This window comes from Clostridium gasigenes, assembly GCF_017348895.1.
GTDB classification, from domain to species: domain Bacteria; phylum Bacillota; class Clostridia; order Clostridiales; family Clostridiaceae; genus Clostridium; species Clostridium gasigenes.
Map to the genome: position 1 here is coordinate 1,334,172 of NZ_CP071376.1, position 23,362 is coordinate 1,357,533.

General features: G+C 29.4%; 22 protein-coding genes, 1 tRNA gene and 1 other RNA gene. 22 read left to right on the forward strand and 2 right to left on the reverse strand.

The window, feature by feature from the left end:
- The first annotated feature begins 68 nt into the window (after positions 1-68).
- The 9 genes from J1C67_RS06550 to ffs all read left to right on the forward strand — a co-directional run bounded on the left by J1C67_RS06550 (position 69) and on the right by ffs (position 7,803).
- Positions 69-1,319, forward strand: a complete 1,251-nt coding sequence (locus J1C67_RS06550; protein ID WP_089972944.1) for an HlyC/CorC family transporter — start codon at positions 69-71, stop codon at positions 1,317-1,319.
- Between the two features lie 60 nt (positions 1,320-1,379).
- A complete protein-coding gene (locus tag J1C67_RS06555; protein ID WP_089972948.1) occupies positions 1,380-1,820 on the forward strand; it encodes a nucleoside deaminase in 441 nt (146 codons plus the stop codon).
- Positions 1,821-1,948: 128 nt separating this feature from the next.
- Entirely contained in the window at positions 1,949-2,725 is a 777-nt protein-coding gene (gene lgt / locus J1C67_RS06560) for a prolipoprotein diacylglyceryl transferase (RefSeq protein WP_089972952.1), read from the forward strand.
- 195 nt (positions 2,726-2,920) lie between these two features.
- Positions 2,921-5,041: a sigma 54-interacting transcriptional regulator gene (locus J1C67_RS19640; RefSeq protein ID WP_167867219.1), complete on the forward strand. Its 2,121-nt coding sequence runs from the start codon at positions 2,921-2,923 to the stop codon at positions 5,039-5,041.
- Positions 5,042-5,256: 215 nt separating this feature from the next.
- The gene (gene dhaK, locus J1C67_RS06570) at positions 5,257-6,255 is read left to right on the forward strand and encodes a dihydroxyacetone kinase subunit DhaK (protein ID WP_167867220.1); all 999 of its coding nucleotides are present in this window, start codon (positions 5,257-5,259) and stop codon (positions 6,253-6,255) included.
- A 12-nt stretch (positions 6,256-6,267) separates the two neighbouring features.
- Complete coding sequence (gene dhaL / locus J1C67_RS06575) at positions 6,268-6,891, forward strand: dihydroxyacetone kinase subunit DhaL (RefSeq protein ID WP_167867221.1); 624 nt, start codon at positions 6,268-6,270, stop codon at positions 6,889-6,891.
- A 24-nt stretch (positions 6,892-6,915) separates the two neighbouring features.
- Positions 6,916-7,305, forward strand: coding sequence for a dihydroxyacetone kinase phosphoryl donor subunit DhaM (gene dhaM / locus J1C67_RS06580; protein ID WP_089972965.1), 390 nt, complete (start codon positions 6,916-6,918; stop codon positions 7,303-7,305).
- 141 nt (positions 7,306-7,446) lie between these two features.
- Positions 7,447-7,536, forward strand: a tRNA-Ser gene (locus J1C67_RS06585).
- 3 nt (positions 7,537-7,539) lie between these two features.
- An RNA gene (ffs, locus tag J1C67_RS06590) (signal recognition particle sRNA large type) lies at positions 7,540-7,803 on the forward strand.
- Positions 7,804-8,024: 221 nt separating this feature from the next.
- Here the strand turns inward: ffs and J1C67_RS06595 are convergent.
- Entirely contained in the window at positions 8,025-8,516 is a 492-nt protein-coding gene (locus tag J1C67_RS06595) for a dihydrofolate reductase (RefSeq protein WP_167867222.1), read from the reverse strand.
- Positions 8,516-9,307, reverse strand: a complete 792-nt coding sequence (locus tag J1C67_RS06600; RefSeq protein ID WP_167867223.1) for a thymidylate synthase — start codon at positions 9,305-9,307, stop codon at positions 8,516-8,518. The genes J1C67_RS06595 and J1C67_RS06600 overlap by 1 nt, the downstream gene beginning before the upstream one ends.
- A 318-nt stretch (positions 9,308-9,625) precedes the next feature.
- Here J1C67_RS06600 and dnaX point away from each other — a divergent pair, with 318 nt between their 5' ends.
- From dnaX to J1C67_RS06665, 13 genes are all read left to right on the forward strand, one after another.
- The gene (dnaX, locus tag J1C67_RS06605) at positions 9,626-11,257 is read left to right on the forward strand and encodes a DNA polymerase III subunit gamma/tau (protein WP_167867224.1); all 1,632 of its coding nucleotides are present in this window, start codon (positions 9,626-9,628) and stop codon (positions 11,255-11,257) included.
- Between the two features lie 240 nt (positions 11,258-11,497).
- Entirely contained in the window at positions 11,498-11,842 is a 345-nt protein-coding gene (locus tag J1C67_RS06610; protein WP_167867225.1) for a YbaB/EbfC family nucleoid-associated protein, read from the forward strand.
- Positions 11,843-12,048: 206 nt separating this feature from the next.
- The gene (recR, locus tag J1C67_RS06615; RefSeq protein WP_089972984.1) at positions 12,049-12,645 is read left to right on the forward strand and encodes a recombination mediator RecR; all 597 of its coding nucleotides are present in this window, start codon (positions 12,049-12,051) and stop codon (positions 12,643-12,645) included.
- A gap of 121 nt (positions 12,646-12,766) precedes the next feature.
- A complete protein-coding gene (locus tag J1C67_RS06620; protein ID WP_167867226.1) occupies positions 12,767-13,021 on the forward strand; it encodes a DUF2508 family protein in 255 nt (84 codons plus the stop codon).
- A 128-nt stretch (positions 13,022-13,149) separates the two neighbouring features.
- Entirely contained in the window at positions 13,150-13,398 is a 249-nt protein-coding gene (locus J1C67_RS06625; protein ID WP_089972992.1) for a pro-sigmaK processing inhibitor BofA family protein, read from the forward strand.
- Positions 13,399-13,807: 409 nt separating this feature from the next.
- The gene (locus J1C67_RS06630) at positions 13,808-13,996 is read left to right on the forward strand and encodes a hypothetical protein (protein WP_089973009.1); all 189 of its coding nucleotides are present in this window, start codon (positions 13,808-13,810) and stop codon (positions 13,994-13,996) included.
- 142 nt (positions 13,997-14,138) lie between these two features.
- Positions 14,139-15,653, forward strand: a complete 1,515-nt coding sequence (locus J1C67_RS06635) for a carboxypeptidase M32 (RefSeq protein WP_167867262.1) — start codon at positions 14,139-14,141, stop codon at positions 15,651-15,653.
- Between the two features lie 176 nt (positions 15,654-15,829).
- Entirely contained in the window at positions 15,830-16,909 is a 1,080-nt protein-coding gene (locus tag J1C67_RS06640; RefSeq protein ID WP_167867227.1) for a pyridoxal-phosphate-dependent aminotransferase family protein, read from the forward strand.
- A 110-nt stretch (positions 16,910-17,019) separates the two neighbouring features.
- The gene (locus J1C67_RS06645; RefSeq protein WP_167867228.1) at positions 17,020-17,931 is read left to right on the forward strand and encodes a D-2-hydroxyacid dehydrogenase; all 912 of its coding nucleotides are present in this window, start codon (positions 17,020-17,022) and stop codon (positions 17,929-17,931) included.
- A 96-nt stretch (positions 17,932-18,027) separates the two neighbouring features.
- The gene (locus J1C67_RS06650) at positions 18,028-19,272 is read left to right on the forward strand and encodes a DUF1015 domain-containing protein (RefSeq protein ID WP_167867229.1); all 1,245 of its coding nucleotides are present in this window, start codon (positions 18,028-18,030) and stop codon (positions 19,270-19,272) included.
- Between the two features lie 909 nt (positions 19,273-20,181).
- Positions 20,182-20,319: a hypothetical protein gene (locus J1C67_RS06655; protein ID WP_167867230.1), complete on the forward strand. Its 138-nt coding sequence runs from the start codon at positions 20,182-20,184 to the stop codon at positions 20,317-20,319.
- An 84-nt stretch (positions 20,320-20,403) separates the two neighbouring features.
- Positions 20,404-20,619: a hypothetical protein gene (locus J1C67_RS06660; RefSeq protein WP_167867231.1), complete on the forward strand. Its 216-nt coding sequence runs from the start codon at positions 20,404-20,406 to the stop codon at positions 20,617-20,619.
- 254 nt (positions 20,620-20,873) lie between these two features.
- The gene (locus J1C67_RS06665; RefSeq protein WP_167867232.1) at positions 20,874-23,249 is read left to right on the forward strand and encodes a Spaf_1101 family AAA-like ATPase; all 2,376 of its coding nucleotides are present in this window, start codon (positions 20,874-20,876) and stop codon (positions 23,247-23,249) included.
- Positions 23,250-23,362: the final 113 nt, after the last annotated feature.

Here is a 23,362-nt window from a genome sequence, read left to right on the forward strand (position 1 = left end):
AGAATAAACATATGATATAATAAACAATAAATTATATTTTATAAAAAAAATGGGAGAGTGATTGTTTTTTGGACAGTAGTTATACGTGGCAGATAGTATTACTTATAATATTATTAGTTATGTCAGCATTTTTCTCTATGTCTGAAACAGCCTTAATGTCTTTAAGTAAAATTAGAATAAGACACATGGTTGATGAAGGTATGAAAGGTGCAAAGTTAGTAGCAAAGTTAACGGAAGAACCAAATAAGCTTTTAGGGGCCATATTAATTGGGAATAACATAGTAAACATTGGAGCATCGGCGCTTGCCACATCATTAGCGTTAAGAGCTTTTGGTGAAAGTGGAGTAGGAATTGTTACTGTAGTGATGACAATATTAGTTCTTATATTTGGAGAAATAACTCCCAAATCATTTGCAAAGCAAAAGTCAGAACAGGTATCTTTAAGAGTAAGTAAACCTATTAATATAGTAGTTAAAGTATTTAGACCTTTAATATTTGTGTTTACAGCAATTTCAAGTGTGTTTATAAGAATTTTAGGATGTGACCCAAAAGCTAGCGAATCATTTATAACACAAGAAGAACTTAGGACAATGGTTGGAGTTAGTGAAGAAGAGGGCGTTCTAGAAGGTGTAGAAAAAGAAATGATTTTCAATATATTTGATTTCGTAGATTCTCAAGTTAAGGATGTTATGGTTCAAAGAGTTGATGTTGTAGCTGTAGATGTAAATGCAAATTATGAAGAAATATTAGATGTTATAAAGAAAGAACAATTTTCAAGAATACCTGTGTATGATCAAACTATAGATGATATAGTTGGAGCTTTATATGTTAAAGATTTAATCATAGCAGGGCAAAATAAAGAAAATTTTAAAGTTATAGATTATATAAGAGCACCATATTATACTTTTGAGTTTAAAAAGATAAAAGAGTTATTTAGTGAAATGAAAAAGACAAGAAACCATTTAGCTGTTGTATTAGATGAATATGGTGGAACTGTTGGTATAGTAACTATAGAGGATTTAATAGAAGAAGTATTTGGTGATATAGAAGATGAATACGATGATGAAAATAATGAAATAGAAGTAGTAAAAGAAGATGAATATATTGTAGATGGTAGTGCAAGGCTGGATGATTTAAGTGAGTTAATTGGAGTTAATATGGAGTCAGAAGAGTTTGATTCTGTTGGAGGGCTTATGATTGGTGAACTTGGAAGATTCCCAGAACAAGGGGAAGAGGTTCTTCTCCACAATATAAGGTTCGTTGCAGAAGATATAGATATAAATAGAAATAGGATTAAAAGAGTTAGAATATATACTTAAAATTTAAGCTAATTACAATAATTTATTGTAATTAGCTTTTGTTTATTGGGAGTTGATTAAATGGAGTTTATGAAGATTGCAATAGAGGAAGCTATTAAAGGGAAAAATAAAGGTGAAATACCAGTTGGTGTTGTAATAGTAAAAAATGGAGAAGTGATTTCGAAGGCTCATAATTTAAAAGAAACTTTAAAATTGCCAACAGCTCATGCGGAAATATTAGCAATTGAAGAGGCCTGCAAGAAAATAGGAAACTGGAGGTTAACGGGAGCTGAGATGTATGTGACATTAGAACCTTGTGCTATGTGTGCATCAGCTATTGCTCAAAGCAGAATATCTAAAATTCATATAGGAACTTTTAATAAAGATATGGGGGCTTGCGGATCTATTTTAAACTTATTAGATTATAATATGTTAAATAGTTTTGTAGATGTTAAGTGGTGTTATGATAAAAAATGTAGTGAAATATTAACAGAATTTTTTACAGAAAGAAGAAGAAGTTAATAAGTAGATAATAGACTAGAATATTTGTTTGTTAATTCTTTGAATATATTTTAATAAAATAAGCCTTGATATATAAAAGTTTAGAGGGGTATAATCAATAATAACAATAAAAAAAGGGAGGAATAAATATGGATTCAGTAGCATTTGAAGTGTTTGGTATTACAATAGCATGGTATGGAATAATCATATCTTCAGGAGTGGTATCAGCATTAGGATTATCTTATATAATTGCAGAAAAGAAAAAATTAGATTTCGAAATAATAATAGATAGTTTTTTATGGGCATTTCCAATAGCCATAATATGTGCAAGATTATATTATGTAGCCTTTGAGTGGCAAAATTATAGTTCGTTTATGGAAGTTATTAATATAAGACTAGGTGGACTCGCTATTCATGGTGGGTTAATAGGTGGACTTTTAGCAGCTTTAGTTGTAACTAAAATTAAAAAAGTTAACTTCTTACAATATATTGATATAGTAATGCCAGGAATTATATTAGCACAAGCTATAGGCAGATGGGGAAACTTTATGAATCAAGAAGCTCACGGTGGCCCAGTATCAGCTGAATTTATGAGTAAATTTCCTGAATTCATACAAAAAGGAATGTATATAGGTGGAACATATTATCATCCAACATTCTTATATGAATCAATTTGGAATGTAATTGTATGTGGACTGTTAATATATATAGTTTATAAGAAGAAAGAAAATCAGAATGGTATAGTGCTTGGAAGTTACATGGCATTATATTCAGTTGGTAGATTCTTTATAGAAGGCTTAAGAACAGATAGTTTAATGTTCTTTGGACTTAGGATAGCACAGATTGTAAGTTTAATAGGTATAGTAGCAGGAATAGGATTTATATTATACGCTGTTAGGGCAACTTCAAAAAAACAGCTTAAATAAAATTGTATAATTTATATAAGCACATGATATAAGGTGAAAAACCTAATATCATGTGCTTTTTTATATAAAGAATCTTGAAAGTAATATATAGTACTACTCTGGTATATTTTCTTTAATATCCCTAAAGTGGTATAATCACAATTGAAGTAACGTTTACAAAAACAGGGATTAGGTACATATTTGGAGGTACTATAGATGGAATTAAAAAGAGAATTAACAATAAAATTAAAGGATGGATTACATACAAGGGTAATAGCTGCAATTGCAAGAGAGGCTATTAAAATAGAACAGAAATATGATGTTAAACTTTATATAGAATATGAACATAGGGGAATAACGCCTATAGGTGCAGTAATGTCATTTATATTTTTTAAGGTTAGGCAAGGGGAAGCAATAACTATCTATGCAAAAGGTAATGGGGATTTAAATTCAGCACTAAATGAAATTGAACCTTTTTTTGGAGATAAAATTAATGATTTTTTATCTAAAGAAATTAAAGATATAGATATAATGATAACTGATAAAGCAATTACATTTGGGGAAATAATTAATTATATAGATAACGGAGTTATAGTAGAGGATTTGAATGGTGAGATAACATTTATAAATTCGGCTACTCCTAAGCTATTAGGGATAGAAGGTAATGAAATTATAGGAAGCACTGTAGCTTCTATATTAGGAAAACCCAAAAAAATAAGTCCTCAAAGCTCAAGTCAAATATATAGAAGAGAAAAGGATGGTAAAAGATTCATTATATATAAAAACAAATTGATTATAGAAAATGAAGATAAAGGGAATATTTACGTTCTAGAGAATGTTTCAATGTTAGAAGAGGTAATAGAAGAACTTTCAATAGTTAAAGAGCTAAAGGAAAAGTTGCAATTAATTATAGACACAGTTGGAGATGGAATATGTGTAATAAATAATAAAGGGATAATAACTTATGTAAATAATAATTATAAAAAAATGGTAGATGATGAAGAATTACTAGGTAAAAATATAGTAGATATATCACCAGAAGGTTTGAGAAATAGTGTTTTAGAAACTGGTGTTGCTAAAATAGGAGAAATAGTTAAGAAAAGAAATTGCAATGAAATGATCTGTTCTGTTTATCCACTAAAAGTAGAAGATGAGCAAGTGGGTGTGGTTTCTATTGCCAAGGAAATATCTAATGTAAAAAAACTTACTGAGAAGTTGGATAAGGCCTCTGAAAGAGTTAAATATTTAGAACAAGAACTTATTAGAACAAGAAAACCTCATCAGGCTTTTGATAAATATATAGGGAAAAGTGGTAAAATATTAGATTCATTAGCATTAGCAACAAAGGCAGCTAAAAGTAATGCTACTGTAATAATTAGAGGTGAAAGTGGGACGGGTAAAGAACTTATTGCAGAAGGAATACATTATGCAAGTAATAAAAGTGAAGGGCCATTTATAAGAGTAAATTGTGCAGCTATTCCAGAAACACTAATAGAAAGTGAGTTATTTGGATATGAGAAAGGTGCTTTCACAGGTGCAGTAAAAAGAAAACTAGGTAAGTTTGAATTAGCTCAAAATGGAACTATATTCTTAGATGAAATTGGTGAAATGGATAAAAATACTCAATCTAAAATATTAAGAGTATTACAATATAAGGAGTTTCAAAGGGTTGGAGGAGAAAGTACTGTAAAGGTGAATGTAAGAATTATTGCAGCTACTCATAGAAACCTTGAAGATATGGTTAGAGATGGGGAGTTTAGAGAAGATTTATATTATAGATTAAATGTAATACCAGTAATACTAGCGCCTCTTAGAGATAGAAAAGAAGATATACCCTTATTAGCAGAACATTTTATAGACAAGCTTAAAGGTGATAAAAAAATAATAGGAATTACAAATGATGCTATGAATAAATTTATGGAATATACATGGAGAGGAAATGTTAGAGAACTTGAAAATGTAATAGAAAGAATTATAGCTCTTTGTGAAGAGGGTGTTATAGGATTAGATGATTTGCCTATGCATATTTTAGATGATAAAGAATATGTTACCTATTCAAGAAAGAGTGAATTAAATATTGAGGGAAATCAAAACGAAGAAAAAGCAATACTTGAGGAATCCCAAAAAGTTAAAAAAATATGTGGAGATGAAATTGAAAATATAATAAAGAATGATAAATTACTTACTATGAAAGAATATGAAAAAATTATAATAGAAAAAGCATTAATAGAAAATGGAAGTTATAATAAGGCAGCAAAAGCTTTAGGGTTAACTCATAGAACAGTATCTATAAAGGCCAAGCAATATGGAATTGAAAAGATTATTACTTGGAAATAAGAAAATACTAATGTTGGAATAGAAAATACTTTGAATATTTTTAGAAAGGTTATATACAAAATGTATCAAGGTTGATAAAAAATATCAACCTTGATACATTTTTATAGGGGAAAGTATTTATTTTATCATGCCTAAGGTATATGAAACTGTGAATTTAAGTTGGCACAGTAATTGCTTTATATATTATCAAAAGAACTTATTAGGAGGAATTAATAATGAAAAAGATAATTAATGATAAAGGTAATGTTTTAGAGGATATGTTAAAAGGAATTGAATATGCTCATCCTGAATATTTAAAAAAGATAGAAGAAGGTAATGTACTTGTTAGAAAAAACAAATCAGTAAATAAAGTTGCTTTAGTTTCAGGTGGAGGAAGTGGACATGAACCAGCTCATGCAGGTTATGTTGGATATGGAATGTTAGATGGAGCTGCATGTGGAGAAGTTTTCACATCACCAACGCCAGATCAAGTGTATGAAGGTATAAAAGCAGTGGATAATGGCAAAGGTGTTTTATTAGTAGTTAAAAATTATACTGGAGATATAATGAATTTTGATATGGCTAAAGAAATGGCTGAAATGGAAGGGATAGAAGTTGAAACTGTTGTTGTAAATGATGATGTAGCAGTAGAAGATAGTTTATACACAGCAGGTAGAAGAGGAATAGCGGGAACTGTATTTGTTCATAAAATTGCAGGTGCAATGGCTGAGAATGGAGCAGATTTACTAGAAGTTAAAAGAGTAGCAGAAAAAGTAATTACAAACGTGAAAAGCATGGGGATGGCATTATCATCATGTATAGTTCCGGCAGCGGGAAAAGCAAATTTTGAACTTGGAGAAGATGAAGTTGAAATTGGTATGGGGATACATGGAGAACCAGGAACTCATAGAGAAAAAATATCAACAGCAGATTCTATAGTTGAACATTTAATGGAAAGAATATTAACAAATATGGAAATTGAACAAGGTAAAGAAGTAGCGGTTATGGTTAATGGATTAGCTTCAACACCATTTATGGAATTATATATAGTGAATAAGAAGGTACATGAAATACTTGGAGAAAGAGAAATTAAAGTTCATAGAACATTTGTAGGAGAATACATGACAGCTTTAGAAATGGCAGGGTTCTCAATATCAATTCTTAAATTAGACGAAGAATTAAAAGGCTTATTAGATGAAAAAGCAGATACACCAGCTATGAAAGTTTTTAAATAGGAGGAATAAGATATGATAAACGGGATTAGAGTAAAAGAAATATTAAATAAAATAGATTTTGTTTTAGCAGAAAATAAATTATTTTTATCAGAACTTGATGCGGCTATAGGTGATGGCGATCATGGTCTAAATATGAATAAAGGATTTAACGCAGTAGTTGAAAAAATAAAAACACTACCAGATGAAGATATAAGCAATATTATAAAAGCTTCTGGAATGGCATTAGTATCAAATGTTGGAGGAGCGGCGGGCCCTTTATATGGTACAGCATTTATGAAAGCGTCTATGGTAATAGCTAAAAAAACAGAACTTGATATAAATGATTTTATTAATATGTTAGAAGCAGCTTTAGAAGGAATTAAAATGAGGGGAAAAGGAGTCTTTGGAGAAAAAACAATGATAGATTCTTTGGAACTGGCATTTATTGAAGGTAGAAAAGCATTAGAAAAAAATAGTGAAGCTAAAGAAATTTTGAATATAATAAAAAATTCGGCTGAAAATGGCATGAATGAAACTAAAAAAATTATAGCAACAAAGGGTAGAGCTAGTTATTTAGGAGAAAGAAGCATAGGGCATCAGGATGCAGGATCTACATCTATGTACTTAATATTAAAGACAATAGCAGAAGAAATATAATATGACATTATAGGAGGAATAGACATGGTTGGAATAGTACTTGTTTCACATAGTGAAAAGATAGCAGAAGGAATAAAAGAATTATCAATGCAAATGGCACCAGAGGCTAAAGTAAGCACTGCAGGTGGAACTAAGGATAATAGAATAGGAACTGATATGGATAAAATTACTGAAGCTATAGAAGAAGTATATAGCGAAGATGGAGTTCTAATTTTATTTGATTTAGGAAGTGCTTTTATGAACACAGAAATGGCACTAGAATTCTTAGATGAAGAAAAAAGAGAAAAAATTTGTATTGTTGATACTGCTATAGTTGAAGGTGGAATTACTGCAATAGTAGAAGCATCAATGGGCAAATCTTTAATGGATATAAAAGAATCAGTAGAAGTGATGAAATTAAATAAAATGCCATAAGAAAATTAAGGCATCTTTAAAAAAAATAGATGCCTAAATTTTTCTATTGTACTGCAATAATATTTATGTTAGAATTAGAAAGAATTAAAAACAAACATGGAAGTTGAAAATGTTTATTTTAATTAGGTAATAAAAAAATATGGAGAGATGTCCGAGTGGCCGAAGGAGCTCGCCTGGAAAGCGGGTATGGGGGCAACTCTATCAGGGGTTCGAATCCCCTTCTCTCCGCCATAACTGTGCTAGATGGGGAGTCAGCGGTGCCCTGTAACCTGCAATCCGCTATAGCAGGGTCGAATTCCTAGCCTAGGCTTTAATCTGTGTGGTCTGCCCTATGAAAGTGGCGTTGATGGTTGGGTCCCACGCGACGTAAGTCCATGAACCTCGTCAGATCCGGAAGGAAGCAGCGATAAGTGGTTACTGCGTGCGCCGTGGATCAATCTGACCTGAGTTAACTACATAGGTAACGCATATAGATTACTGTCAAAGCTAGGTGCACGGTTTTTATAAAACCTTTCATTTATGAAAGGCTCTTTTAAAGAAAAGGAAAAGACAAGTTAACTGATATAAAGAGATAATTAAGATTGGATTATCTATATATTGCTAAAATGTCAATTAGTATGGTTACTCTTCAATAGGATTAACAATAGGAAAAATAAAGCGAGTATTATTCTGCAGAATAATACTCGTTTTATTATGCAGAAAAAAGCGTAGTTTTAAAACTACGCTTTAATTAAATCTATAAATTCAAATTTTAATCCGCTTTTAGGATCTAGCTTTTCTTCAGAATTAAATTCTATTTTCCACTCATGTTCATTAATAACAGGAAATTTAGTATCTCCTTCAAATTCTTTTTTAACCTTAGTTAAATAAAGTTTTTTAGCAAAAGGGAGAGTAGAATTATAAATTTCGCCACCACCAATTATAAAAGCTTCCTCAGTGGAATGTTCATATGTGGATAGAATTTCATCTAAGCTGTGGATAACTTCCACCATTTCTGAATCAACTTTAAAGTTTTTATCTCTAGTTAATACTACATGTTTTCTATTTGGCAGAACACCAGGAAGTGATTCAAAAGTTTTTCTTCCCATAATTATTGTATTACCTGAAGTTATTTCTTTAAATCTTTTAAGATCTTCGGAAATGTGCCATAAAAGTTTATTATCACCACCAATAATATTATTATTAGCAGTAGCTACTATAATAGATAACATTATACAGATACCTCCATTTTAATTGATGGATGATATTTATAATCTTCTAATTTTATATCCTCAGGAGTAAAATCATAGAAGTTTGTTATTTCAGGATTTATCCATAACTTAGGAGCAATGTATTCATCATTTGCTCTAGTAAGTTGAAGTTTCATTCCTTCTATTTGGTTTTCGTAAATATGTGCATTGTTTATTACATGTGTAAATGAACCAGGCTTAAGACCTGTCACTTGTGCAATTAGATGAACTAATACAGCATATTGACTGGTGTTAAATGGAATTCCAAGCGGCACGTCCCCTGATCTTTGTATTAACATGCAATTTAGATTTCCGTCTGTAACATCCCACATAGTCATGAAGCAACATGGTTGCAATGTCATATGAGGAAGATCTTCTATATTCCACATAGTCATTAACATTCTTCTATCTTGAGGGTTTGTTTTTAATGATTCTATAAGTTTATCTATTTGATTAAACTTAGCTATTTGATATCCATAACCTCTACCAATAGTGTTATTATCATCAACCCACTCATCCCAAATATGGACATTTTGCTCTTGAAGTTTAGTTACATCATTAGATTGATCTTTGTATATCCATAGCATTTCCTTAACAGCTGTTTTAAATGCAACAAACTTTGTAGTTAGAATAGGAAATTCTTTTTGCAAATTAAACTGCATTATTTGATGTGGTAACTTATATGTAGGCATTCCAGTTCTGTTATTATCGTAGTATCCATTTTCTAAAATGTCATCCACTAATGCTAAGTATTTTTTATCATAAAGACTCAAAATAATACCTCCTTTATTGTAGTGATAATTTAATTTTACTATAATAATGTTAAAATAGAAAGAATCCTAAAAAAAATGCAATGGCAAAGAAGGATAGTGATGGCAAAGCCACCTATATAAAAATAGTTTTTATTATTAATATAAAAATTGTTCACATGCTAAATAGTATTGTATAATTAACTATAACAAAGATAATCCAATAAAGTTACAATAGTTATATATATACTAAATCTCGTTATGTAATTAACTGGTTAGTAATACAAACAATCAAATGATTAAAATTTTTCGTTTGAAAGAAAGTAAAGAGAGGTGAAGGGCATGGCATATACTGCTTTATATAGAGAGTGGAGACCTAAAACTTTTTATGATGTTGTAGGTCAAGAACATATAACTACAACTATTAAGAATCAAATATTAAATGATAGAATAGCCCATGCATATCTTTTTTGTGGAACAAGGGGTACAGGTAAAACCTCAACAGCAAAGGTTTTTGCAAAGGCAGTAAATTGTCTAAATCTTAAAGATGGTGAACCTTGTAATGCGTGTGAAATGTGCACGAAAATAAATGATGGATTAGCAATAGATGTAACAGAGTTAGATGCAGCTTCAAACAATGGAGTAGATAAAATTAGAGATATTATAGATGATGTTAAATATCCACCACAAGAAGCTAAATATAAAGTTTACGTAATGGATGAGGTTCATATGTTATCAACTGGGGCTGTTAACGCATTCCTTAAAACTTTAGAAGAACCACCACGTAACGTAATATTTATATTGGCAACTACAGATCCACAAAAACTACCTATTACAATATTATCAAGATGTCAAAGATTTGATTTTAAAAGAATTAGTAATAAAGATATTATTGAAAGACTTAGGAAGATAGTAACAGATAAAAATATAGCTGCAGATGATAAAAGTTTAGCTCTTATTGCAAGAGTATCTGATGGAGCTATGAGAGATTCACTAAGTATATTAGATCAATCTATAGCTATGGGTGATGGAGCTATTGAATATGATAGCTTAATTAATATGCTGGGGCTTGTTACAAATGAGCATTTATTCACTTTGACTGGTGCTATAACTAATAAAAATATAGAAAAAGCTATGAATATAATAGATGAAGTTGTTTATGCAGGTAAGGATATTTATTTGTTTATAAAAGACTTAGTGGGTCATTATAGAAATATTTTAATGGTAAAGGTAACAAATAACCCAGAAGAAGTTTTAGATATGGCAGAAGAAAATATAGCTTTAATTAAAGAACAAGGAGCACGAATTAGAGTTGAAGAAGTAATGCGAGCTATACGAATACTTCAAGAAGCAGAAGGAAATGCTAAGTTAAGTAAGCAAGCAAGATTATATTTAGAACTAGCTGCAATACAAATGTGTAAAGTAGAATATGATACTTCTAATGAAATAATTTTAGCAAGACTAAATAAATTAGAAGAAGGACTTAAAAATGGTAGCCTTAAGGTTGTTCAATCAGGAACAAATCAACAAGTAAACACTGGGGAAAACCCAAGCAAAAAACAATTGGGGCAGCAAACAAGAGTTAGTCAGCCACAATCAAGTGCGGCTTTTCTTCAAGGTAATGTAAATTCAAAGGTTACAATAAATGATGTTCAAAGGTCTTGGAAAGATATTTTAGAAAAATTTAAGGCAAGAAGAGCAATGATAATATATGCATCAATTCTTACTGGAAAGCCTGTATCTTGTATTAATGGTATTGTAACTATACAATATGAAGAAGAGTACAGATTTAATAAGGATAGATTAGATAAAACAGATAATAAAAAGGTAATAAATGAAGTATTTGCTGAAATATTTAGAGAAGATATAAAAGTAGCATTCTCCGTTGATGAATCAGCAAATGAAGAAAAATCAACAGAAGAGCAACTTTTAGAAACTCTAGGATCTGGGTTAGTAGATTTTTTAGATGAATAAGAACAAGGTACCTGAAAAAAATAGTATGGGAATGAGTTGGTTTATTATTTTTTGAAATTATCTAGAGAAAATAAGGTAGGATAATTATAGTAAAATTAATAAAAATAATATATAATTATAGATAGATTTTAGGGACATAAAGATAGATTAGTATAATTACTTGTTATTTATTTGAAGGTCCCTTAGGCATATTAAAAACAATATTAGTTAATATGCATTATGAAAGAGGAGGATTTTTTTATGGCTAAAGGTGGATTTCCAGGCGGTTTCGGTGGGGGAAATATGGGTAACTTAATGAAACAAGCACAAAAAATGCAACAAGATATGGAAAAGATGCAAAAAGAACTTGAAACTAAAGAGTTTGAAGCATCAGTTGGAGGCGGAGCCGTAGTTGTTAAAACTAACGGAAAGAAAGAAGTTATATCAATAAATATAAAACCAGAAGTAGTAGATGCTGATGATGTTGAAATGTTAGAAGATCTAGTGCTAAGTGCAGTAAACGAAGCTTTAAGAAAAGCTGAGGATGAAAGTTCAAGTAAAATGGGTAAATTGACTGGTGGAATGAATATACCAGGAATGTTCTAAGTAAGAAATCTGATTATTTATATTTTAGATATCTAGAGTAAAACATAGGAAGTGGAGGAATTAAGGTGAACTCAGTTTAACTGAAAGTTATCTATAATTTCTCCTTTTCTTAATTTCAAAATATATAGGGATATAAAAATAAATATATAGCATGATGACTATTATTTTATTTTGGTTCCTTAATGTATAGAGGAGAGGTGTATTATATGGATTTTTATCCAATTGCAATAGAGAAATTAATAGAAGAATTTGCTAAATTACCAAGTGTTGGTAAAAAAACAGCTCAAAGATTAACATTACATATTTTAAATCTTCCAGAGGAAGAAGTTAAAGAGTTTGCAGCAGCTTTAGTTAAAGCTAGAGGCACAATAAAATACTGTAGAGTATGTGGAAATTTTACAGATAAAGATCCGTGTGCAATATGTTCAAATCCAAATAGAAATCAAAATCTTATATGTGTAGTTGAGCAACCAAGGGATATAATGACACTTGAGAGGGTTAAAGAATTTAATGGAGTGTATCATGTTCTTCATGGAAGTCTTTCGCCAATGCAAGGAAGGGGTCCACAAGATATTAAAATAAGAGAGCTTGTGTCAAGAATGAGAGAAAATATAGAAGAAGTAATAGTTGCTACAAATCCAAACATAGAAGGAGAGGCAACGGCTATGTATATATCAAGAGTTCTTAAACCTTTAGAAGTCAAAGTTACAAGAATAGCATCAGGTCTTCCAGTTGGTGGAGAACTAGAATATGCAGATGAGGTAACTTTATCAAAGGCATTAGAGGGAAGAAAAGAAATTTAAATCTATTTTGTATAAGGAATCTTCAAAATATAAATATATATTTTAAAAAAGGATATATTTTGAATATATTTTCTAATTTATGGCAATAAACTAAATAGAAAGTATTTTGGAGGGGTTTTATATGAATAAAAATTTGATTGTGGAATTTTTGATGGGTAAAATAAACTATAGCAAAGAAGATCAACAAATTATAGACGGTATAGAAGACGCAAAATTAGAAATGGAAATAGCTAGTTGTATGTTTGAAAGTGTTAATGATCCTAAACTTATAGAAGTAGCAATATATTCACAGGAAGCGGCAAAGAAAAGATATGAATATTTATTAAGTTTAGCAAAAGAAAGACAAATAACTAGAGCAATAACTACATTCTATTAATTGGAGATTAAAAAAAGCGAATATGATAGTCTATTTTGTATGTTGACTTGTTATTTCTTTCAAATGAATAACATAGTTATAATGTAATAATTATGTTAGTATAATGTACAAAGGAGTGGGATATTTATATGGATTTAGAAATGATATTTTATGGACTAGTAGGGTTAGTATTATTATATTTAACTATTAAATTATTAAAATGGCCTTTAAAAATACTACTAAATGGAGTTATAGGAATAGTGCTGTTATATGTAGCAAATTATTTAGGCACATATGTTGGTTTCTATATTGGAATTAATGCAGTAACAGCATTAATAGCAGGGTTCTTAGGTGTGCCAGGTGTTATATTTTTAGTAGTATTCAAAATGTTTTTATAGTGTAGAGTATAATTAATAAACATAAAAGGAAGATTCAATTTGAGGATTGAACCTTCCTTTTTTTTGAGAAGAGAGAGGGATCTTAAGGGATCCCTTAAAGTCTATATAGATGGGAGTTAGAAGTCTTTTTGATTTACCAATGAACGAAAAGCTTCTTGTAATAACAATGTATGGATATTTATAAAAAGTGTTACTTTGAATTAGTCTATATTTTTATATAATTTAGTAGTAAAATAATTAGGCACATAAAAATAAATAACAAGTCAAAGATATTAAGGGTATTTTGTGTAAAAGAAAGTAGACAGATGACCTTGCTAGTTGTACTATTTGATGCTTCTGCCTATGAAGTATTATGAAAAATACACTAGCATACTGATTTGATATTTACAGAATATAGGAGGAAAACCATATGCCAGCAGGAAATGGAGTTAATTGCAAATATTGTCCAGAACTTGAGAAAGGTATTTGTAGGGGCGATGACACAGGTTGTTTATGTTATAGATGTCCAAGACATTTAGGACAATGTAGATGTGTAAAATATTGTAGAGAAACAGAGTCAATAATAACATTTGATTATGAGTGGGAAGATAATAATTAGGAAACTTCAAAAAATATGTATAATTCGCCTATACTTGAAAAAGTGTAGGCGAATTTTTAATATATTTTAAATTATAGTTGATATTACAAGTTAAAATATGGATAATAGTATACAAAATGAAAATAAGAATGGAGATGTTAAAATGAATTTAGAAATAAAAGAAAAATTAAATGAAGTTAAGAGTTATATTGGGGACATTGAAAAATTAACAAAAGCAATAGGGTTACTTTATTGGGATATGAAAACATATATGCCTAAAAAATCTTTAGATTCAAGAGTTGGAGTATTAGAATATTTATCAGAGCAGGAATTTAAATTAACTACTGGGGAAAAGGTAGCAGAGTTTATAGAGTTCTTTAAAGGTGAAATGAAGCAATTGGATTTGGTAGATAAAGTTATGATAGAAAACCTAAAAAGAAATTATGATGAAACAAAAAAAATCCCTAAAGATAAGTATTTAGAGTATGTAGTTATAGCTTCTAAATCTGAAGCCGCTTGGGAAGAGGCTAAGGAAAAATCAGATTTTAGTATTTTTAAACCTCATTTAGAAAAGGTAGTTGAATATCAAAAAGAATTTGTAGACTACTGGGGATATAAAGAGAATAAATATGATACTCTTTTAGATAAGTATGAAAAGGGAATAACAGTTGAGAAGTTAGATGTTATTTTTGGGGAACTTAGAGATGGAATAGTAGAATTATTAAATAAAATAAAAAACAGTAATAAAAAGATAAGTAAAGATATTTTCAGTGGAAAATTTCCTGTTGAAGCACAAGAAAAATTTTCAATTGAAGTGTTAAAGAAAATGGGATTTGATTTTGAGTCAGGTAGACTAGATGTAAGTGTACATCCATTTACTTTAGATATGGGAAGCCATGATGTAAGATTAACAACTCATTATTATGAAAATGAGTTTTCATCAGCCTTATTAAGCTCTATTCATGAAGGTGGACATGGTATATATGAACAAGATATTCCAGATTCACTTGAAAATACAAAACTTGGGACAGGGGTATCTATGGGGATACATGAATCTCAATCAAGATTTTATGAAAATATAGTAGGTAGAAGCAAGGAATTTTGGACTTATTTCTTACCTTTAGCAAAGAAATATTTCCCAGAATTTAAAGATACAACTTTAGATGAATTTTATGAGGCGATAAATTATGTTAAGCCTTCATTAATAAGAACAGAGGCAGATGAGTTAACATATAGCCTGCATATAATTATAAGATATGAAATAGAAAAATCTTTAATAAATGGGGAAATTGAAGTTGGCGATTTACCAAGGGTTTGGAATGAAAAATATAAAGAGTATTTAGGCGTAGAACCATCAAATGATGCAGAAGGTCTTCTTCAAGACATGCATTGGTCTGATGGATCATTTGGATATTTTCCAAGTTATGCACTTGGAAATGTTTATGGAGCTCAAATGCTAAATAAATTGTTACAAGATAAACCAAATATTTTTAAAGAAATTTCAGTAGGAAACTTAAGTGGAGTTCATGAATGGCTAAAAGAAAATGTTCATAAACATGGAAGCATATATACTCCAGAAGAATTAATAAAAAATATAACGGGTGAAGAAATTAATACAAAATATTTCTTGGATTATTTAAATAATAAGTATCTAAATATATATACAAACATACTTTAATAATATGGGTTAATCATTCAGTATATAAATGAATGATTAACCCATTATTAGAATTAAATTGAGAAAAAATTATAAATATGCAAGAAAAATAGTTGTATAAAAAAGGTAAAGGTAGTAAAATATACAACGAACAATAAGCTATAAATAAAATTTATAAAAATCGGGGGGACTAAAAATTGCATAAAAAATTATTTATTCCAGGTCCAGTTGAGGTTAAACCAGAAGTTTTAGAACAAATGGCAAAACCTATGATAGGACACAGAGGCAAGGATGCATCTGCAATTCAAAGAAGAATTAGTGATAATATGAGAAAAGTATTTTTCACAGAAAGTGAGATTTTACTTTCAACAACCTCAGGTAGTGGGTTAATGGAAGGCGCTATCAGATCTTGTACAGCAAAAAAAGCAGCTGTATTTTCCGTAGGGGCATTCGGAAAGAGATGGTACGAAATGGCTATAACTAACAATGTAGCGGCAGATTTATTTGAAGTAGAAATGGGGAAGGCTATAACACCAGAAATGGTTGATGAAGCCTTAAAAACAGGAAAGTATGACTTAGTTGCGGTAACTCATAATGAGACGTCAACAGGCGTTATGAATCCAATTGAAGCAATTGGTGAAGTTGTTAAAAAGTATCCAGATGTAATATATATAGTTGATGCAGTAAGTTCCGCAGTTGGTTCAAAAATTGAAGTAGACAAGTATGGGATAGATATTTGTATAACTTCAACTCAAAAGGCAATTGGATTGCCACCTGGAATGGCTATATGTACATTTTCGCAGAAAGCAAAAGAAAGAGCGGAAAAGGTTCCAAATAGAGGTTTCTATTTAGACCTTTTAGCATTATATAAATATATTCAAAAGAAGGATTATCAATATCCTTCAACACCATCTATATCACATATGTACGCATTAGATTATCAATTAGATTTTATAGTGAATAAAGAAGGTATAGAAAATAGATTTGATAGGCATATTGAAATGGCTAAAATAGTTAGAGCATGGGGAGCTAAACATTTTGAATTGTTTTCAGATGAAGCATACTTATCTAACACGGTAACTAATATTAAAAATAGTATGGGTATAGATGTAGGAGCCTTAAATAAGGCTTTAGGGGAAAGAGGTTTCCAAATAGCTAATGGATATGGAAGCTTAAAAGATAAGACTTTTAGAATAGCTCATATGGCAGATTGTACAGTAGAAGATATAAATGAGTTATTAAAAAATATTAATGAAATTTTAGAATTAGAAGGTTAAAGTATTTAAAGAACATTACTAATCAAAGCAAGATTTAACACAATGGGTAAAAATGAGTTTAGAGATGTGGGTGCACTCTAAACTCTTCTTTAAAAGGGGGCAAATAAAAAATGTATAGAGTGTTAACAAGTGACGGACTACAACAAGGGGCAATTGATAAATTAGTTTCAGCTGGAATTGAGGTAGTAAATGAATTTTATCAAAAAGAAGTTCTTGGGGAAGAATTAAAAAATTTTGATGCAGTGGTAGTAAGATCAGCTACTAAAATAACAGCAGATGTTTTAGACCTGGCATCAGAAGGTAAACTAAAATTAGTTATTAGAGCAGGTGTTGGTGTAGATAATATTGATATTATCCATGCTCATAAAAAAGGAATAAAGGTTAAAAATACACCAAATGCAAGCTCGGATTCAGTGGCAGAACTAGCCTTAGCTCATATGTTTGCAGTAGCAAGATTCTTAGGGACATCAAATTATACTATGAGAAATGGTGAGTGGAATAAGAAGAAATATCAGGGAACAGAGCTTGGCTCTAAAACTCTAGGAATAGTGGGGATGGGTAGAATAGGTAGATCTTTAGGCAAAAAGGCAGAATCTTTAGGAATGAAAGTTGTATATAATGATTTATTAGGAAAGCAAGAAGGGTTAAAAAATGATTTCTTATCATTAGAAGAAGTTCTTAAGACTTCAGATTTTATATCATTACATGTTCCATATGATAAAAATGATGGACCATTAATAGGAAAAAAAGAATTAGATATGATGAAAGATGGGGTTTATATAGTTAACTGTGCAAGAGGCAAGGTTGTTGATGAAGATGCTTTACTTGAAGCTTTAAATAGCGGAAAAGTTGCAGGAGCTGGAATTGATGTTTTCGCACAAGAACCAACTGTAAATGAAACATTAGTAAATCATCCAAGAGTTAGTGTTACTCCACATATAGGAGCATCAACAAGAGAAGCTCAAGATAGAATTGGAGAAGAAGTTGTAACAATAATTAAGGATTTCTTTAAAATTAGATAAGAAATTTAGGAAAATAGCAGGTCAAAGTGCAAAGGAGACTAGCACATTGGCCTAATATTTTTAAATATGACTAGTTATAGAAATAGGAGGGGAATTATGGCGATAGTTAAGCCTTTTAGGGGAATAAGACCAATAAAGGAATTAGCTTCGAAAATAGCAGCGCTTCCATATGACGTTATGGATACTGCAGAAGCAAGAGAAATGGTTAAGGACAATCCATATTCATTTTTACATGTGGATAAAGCTCAAATAGATTTAGATGCAGATGTTAACATGTATGATAATGTTGTATATGAAAAAGCAAGAGATAATCTAAACAAAATGATAAAGGACAAACAATATATTCAAGATGAAAAGCCTTGTTTTTATATCTATAGGCAAGTTATGAATGGAAGAGGGCAAACGGGGCTTGTAGCTTGTACTTCTATTGATGATTATGTAAATAACATTATTAAAAAGCATGAGTTAACAGTGGAAGCTAAAGAATTAGATAGAGTTAATCATGTTGATTATTGTGATGCTAACACAGGACCAATTTTCTTAACATATAGAGCGAATAATGAAATATCAGAAATAGTTAATAAGTGGGTAAAAAAAGAGCCGATATATGATTTTGTATCAGAAGATGGGAATGGACATATAGTTTGGTTAATTGATGATAGTAAAGTGGTTAATAAATTAGAGGAATTATTTAAAACTGTAGAGTACTTATATATTGCAGATGGTCATCATAGATCGGCTTCAGCAGTGAAAGTAGGACATTTAAGGCGGGTTCAAAATGAAAGTTATTCAGGAGACGAGGAGTTTAATTTCTTTTTATCAATATCATATCCAGATAATGAACTTAAGGTTTTAGATTATAACAGAACAGTTAAAGATTTAAATGGACTTAATTCAAGAGAGTTCTTACAAAAAGTAGAAGAAAATTTTGTTGTTAAACATTCTGAAAACAATGAAGCAGTGAAGCCTGCTAAAAAGCATATATTTGGTATGTATTTAGATAGAAGTTGGTATGAATTAGAAGCGAAGATGGGAACATATAATGATAAAAATCCAGTAGATAGATTGGATGTTTCAATACTACAAAACAATATTTTAAGACCAATTTTAGGGATAGAAGACCCAAGAAAATCTAGTAGAATAGCTTTCATTGGCGGCATAAGAGGATTAAAAGAATTAGAAAAAAGAGCAAATACAGATATGAAGGTAAGTTTCTCAATGTTTGCAACAACTATAGATGATATTATGAATATTGCAGATAATGGACAAAAAATGCCACCTAAATCAACTTGGTTTGAACCAAAGCCAAGAAGTGGGCTGTTTGTTCATAAGCTTAAATAAATGTTCCAATAAAATAAAGATTAACTACGAAAAATAAAGAATGATTAAGAGAAAAACGAGAAAGAAAATTACAAAAAAAGAAGAGTGAAAAAGAGAGAGTAAAGTAAGGGAAATCAAGGCTTTGAGAGAGGTTTTAGATTTTAATACTTGCTCTTTTTTTATGTATAAAATTGCTAAAAATACTGGATTTTCACTAAGAAAGTTAGTCAATCTTTATTTAACGGCTTATTTTATAAGGGCAGGTTTGAATGGGGTAAAGCCAGTGATAGTAGCGAATCAAAGGCAAATTTACAAATTATTACTTTGTACAAACTTTATTATATGTGAACACTTAAAATTTGTTTGCATATAGTAGATACATTGAATTATCATTTGGTTCTAAAATAAAGATGAAAATAAAAATTTAGTTAAGAAGGTTAAGCGGTTGTAGTTATAATCTAGTTTTTAAATATGTTTTAGTATAACTCAGTTTTTTATTTTTTAGTCTGGAGTCGTAAAAAGATTGTGAACAATATTTAAGTTTGAAACAAAATGTAATAATAGTGGAGTGTATTTTTTATATATGTAAATAGTATGGTAAAATATAGATATACATATGGTGTAATTTACTTTCTAAATTTTATTATTTAGTAGGTTTTAAGATTAAATACTATGAAGATAGTATTTGATTATTTATTTGAAATTAAGGGGGGAGAAACAATGTATAGACCAAAAATTTTTATTAGTTGTAGTTGGGATAATGATTTACATAAAGATTGGATTGTAATGTTAATTAACAGATTAAGGGAAAGGGGATAGAGGCTAATTTTGATAGAGGTGTTACTCAAAGAGGAACAATAAACTTAAATAGAATGATGGTAAAAAAATTGAAAAATAATGATTATATTGTAGTTGTAGAAACAAAAAACTATGCAGAGAGAGAATGAATATAAAGGTGGAGTAGGGTTAGAGACACTGTTCGTATGGAATGAAGCACTAAATAATCCTAAAAAAATAATACCTATAAAAAGAGCGTCAGGATTAGATAGTGAAGTTGTTCCTTTTTAATTAAATGGATTTAATTATACAGATTTTACATTAGATAAAAATTTTGAAGATAGTTTTGAGGAATTGCTTTATAGAATTTTGAATATGGATCAAATTGAATTATCACCATTAGAGGATTTGCCTGACTTAAAGCCAAGAAAAGTAAACTATAATATAAATAAAAGTAATGAAATTCTCCAATTTGACGGGGATAATAATGAATTGAAAATAAGGATGACAATGGGGTTTGGAAATGGTAATAGCGGGGTTGAAGGTATAACAAAATATCTGTGGAAGAATATATGTATATATTTAAGATAAAGTAAATAGTGATAAGAAGATATTAGCAAATTATTTAAAAAATGATGAGTTGATGCTAGTTGTAGATGCAGTATGGTAGTAACTAATATATTAGAATATATAGTTAGGTACAATATGCAATATAAAAGTAATTCTGAAAAACTGTTATTCAGTATCCTTTGATTATAAAGAAACTCGTGAATGGATTAGAGATAGTGGAAGAAAACTGAATCTATAAATGGTCAAGATGATGATGATGATTAAAGGAGTACAATATGAATATTAAATTGGTAGAAAAGTTATATAATGATTTATCTAAATTAAATAATGGGACAACTTTACATAAAATGGATTTACATATACATACTCCCATATCTAAGTGCTATGTGAAGAGTTGTGAGAATGAAGATGAAGAGTATATTAAAATATTAGATAAAATATTAGAAAATGACATAAGAATAGTAGCAATAACTGATCATAATACATTCGACGGATATTTTAAAATCTGTGAAATTATAAATAATGATATAAAATTGAAAATAAAGTATAAAGATATATTAATACTTCCAGGAATTGAAATTTCTAATTTTGGTAAGCATTATCTAGCGATATTTGAAAATGAAAAGAATTATGATAAACAGAAAGAACTGTTAGGAGTTTTTTTACAACAGATAGGGATTGAGATGGATGAAAGAGGAAATTCCAATTCAGATGCTATAAATGTTACACCAATTCAATTGTTGAAGAAAATTTATGAGAATAAAGGGATTTCTATTTTAGCACATGTTGATGCTAAAAATGGTTTGTTAGAAAAGTTGATTCATGTTAAAAAATCAAGTGATGGAGATCAAGAGTGGTTGCAAAGTGGAAAATCTGTTGCCAAAATAGTTACATCATCTTACTTAACAGCAATTAGTTTGCATAATAAAAAGTATAAAGAAAAATTGGAAAAAGAAATATTAAATTCAAAGCCATATATTAGAAAAAATAAAATTGGAATTGTATTTTGTTCAGATTCGCATTCAATAAATAAAGATATAGGAGCGTCGGGAGGTCAAATAGGAGAAGAATATTCGTATATAAAATTATCGAAGGTATCATTTGATGGTGTAAAACTTGCACTATTAGATCCTGAAGTAAGGATATATGATGAAGAAAAGGAGAAAGAGTATCCATATATAGAAGGAGTTGCGATTAAAGGTGGTTTTATAAAAGGCAAAGATGAATTTGCTTTAATAAGATTACATAAGCAATTAAATTGCATTATAGGGGCAAGAGGAACAGGGAAATCAACAATTCTTAATATAATACAAAGTAATTTATGGAATGAAGAAGAGTATATTAATTGTGAATATGATGAGGCAATTGTATATTTGAAAAATAGTAAAGACTGTTATGCTATATATGTAAAACCGAGTGTGATTTATGATGCCTACACAAATAAAAGAAAAATTGATACAAGTAAAAAGGTAATATACCATAAGATAGGATTATCAAAGTTTAAGAGAGAAAATATATCGGAAAAAGGTATTAAAAAAGTTATAGTTAATTCATTTACTTCATATAAACAAAAAGATATATATAAATATGCATCTCAAGAGGATGGTATAAAGATAATATTAAATAATTTGCTAAAATTGGAAGGTAAAGATCTGGTGTATCAAGAAAAAAGTATTAAAAATTCGTTTAATCAATATTTCCAAGATGAAACTAACACAAGTGAAGATAGATTTATATTAAAGGAGTTTTTATCAAGTAAAGCGAAGTATAGTGATGAATATATTGATGAAATAATAAATCCATATAAAAAGTATATAGATGAACAAGTATTAATTAATTATGAATATAAGAAAATAGCAGATAAAATTAATGAGTCAATTGGAAAACATGTAAGAATAGAAATTAAATATACACTATTTTCACAAAAGGATATAAATAAAATAATAGATAAACAGAAAATCGATAAAAATGAAAAATATGAAAATAGTGTATATATTAGAAAGATGTTAAACCGGGTAATGAGTTTTTCTAATAAAAAACAGAATTGGTATTTCTGGATATATATATTTAAAAAAGATAAAAATGAATTAATGGACAAGTATTGTATGAAAGAGGAGGAGGCTATTAAAATTATTAATTTTTGTAGACCCTGTTTGAATAATAAATATTTATATGTAGTTCCAAGATCGGTAATAGATTTTAGTTATAATGTTAATTCTGGAATATCAAATAAAATGGTTTTTAGGATACGTGAGCAATTATCATTAGGGCAAAGGGCTGTAGCAATGCTATTAGTAATAATAAAGGCGGCTAATGATATTGGCGATAATAGACCTTTAATAATAGATCAACCTGAAGATGATTTAGATAATGTTTATATTTACTCTAGTCTTGTAAGACACTTTAGAGAGGTGAAAAATAACAGACAATTAATAGTAGCAACTCACAATGCAAATATTCCAATAGCAGGAGATGCGGAAAATATATTGATAATGGATTCTAATGGAGAGCAAGGGTTTATGAGATTAAATGGGTCAATAGATAAACAAGATATTTGTAAAAATGTATTAGAAATTTTAGAAGGTGGAAGTAGTGCTTTAAAATTAAGGTTAGGAAAATATAATAAATTACTTGATGATAAGGTGTTTTAAGAGGGGTAAGAAGTACCGTAATATTATTGGTATAAAGCACGTAAATTTAAACCATATGATGAAATAAAGAAGTTGTAAGAGATGCTACTATAAAATTTAATATATTTGTTGGA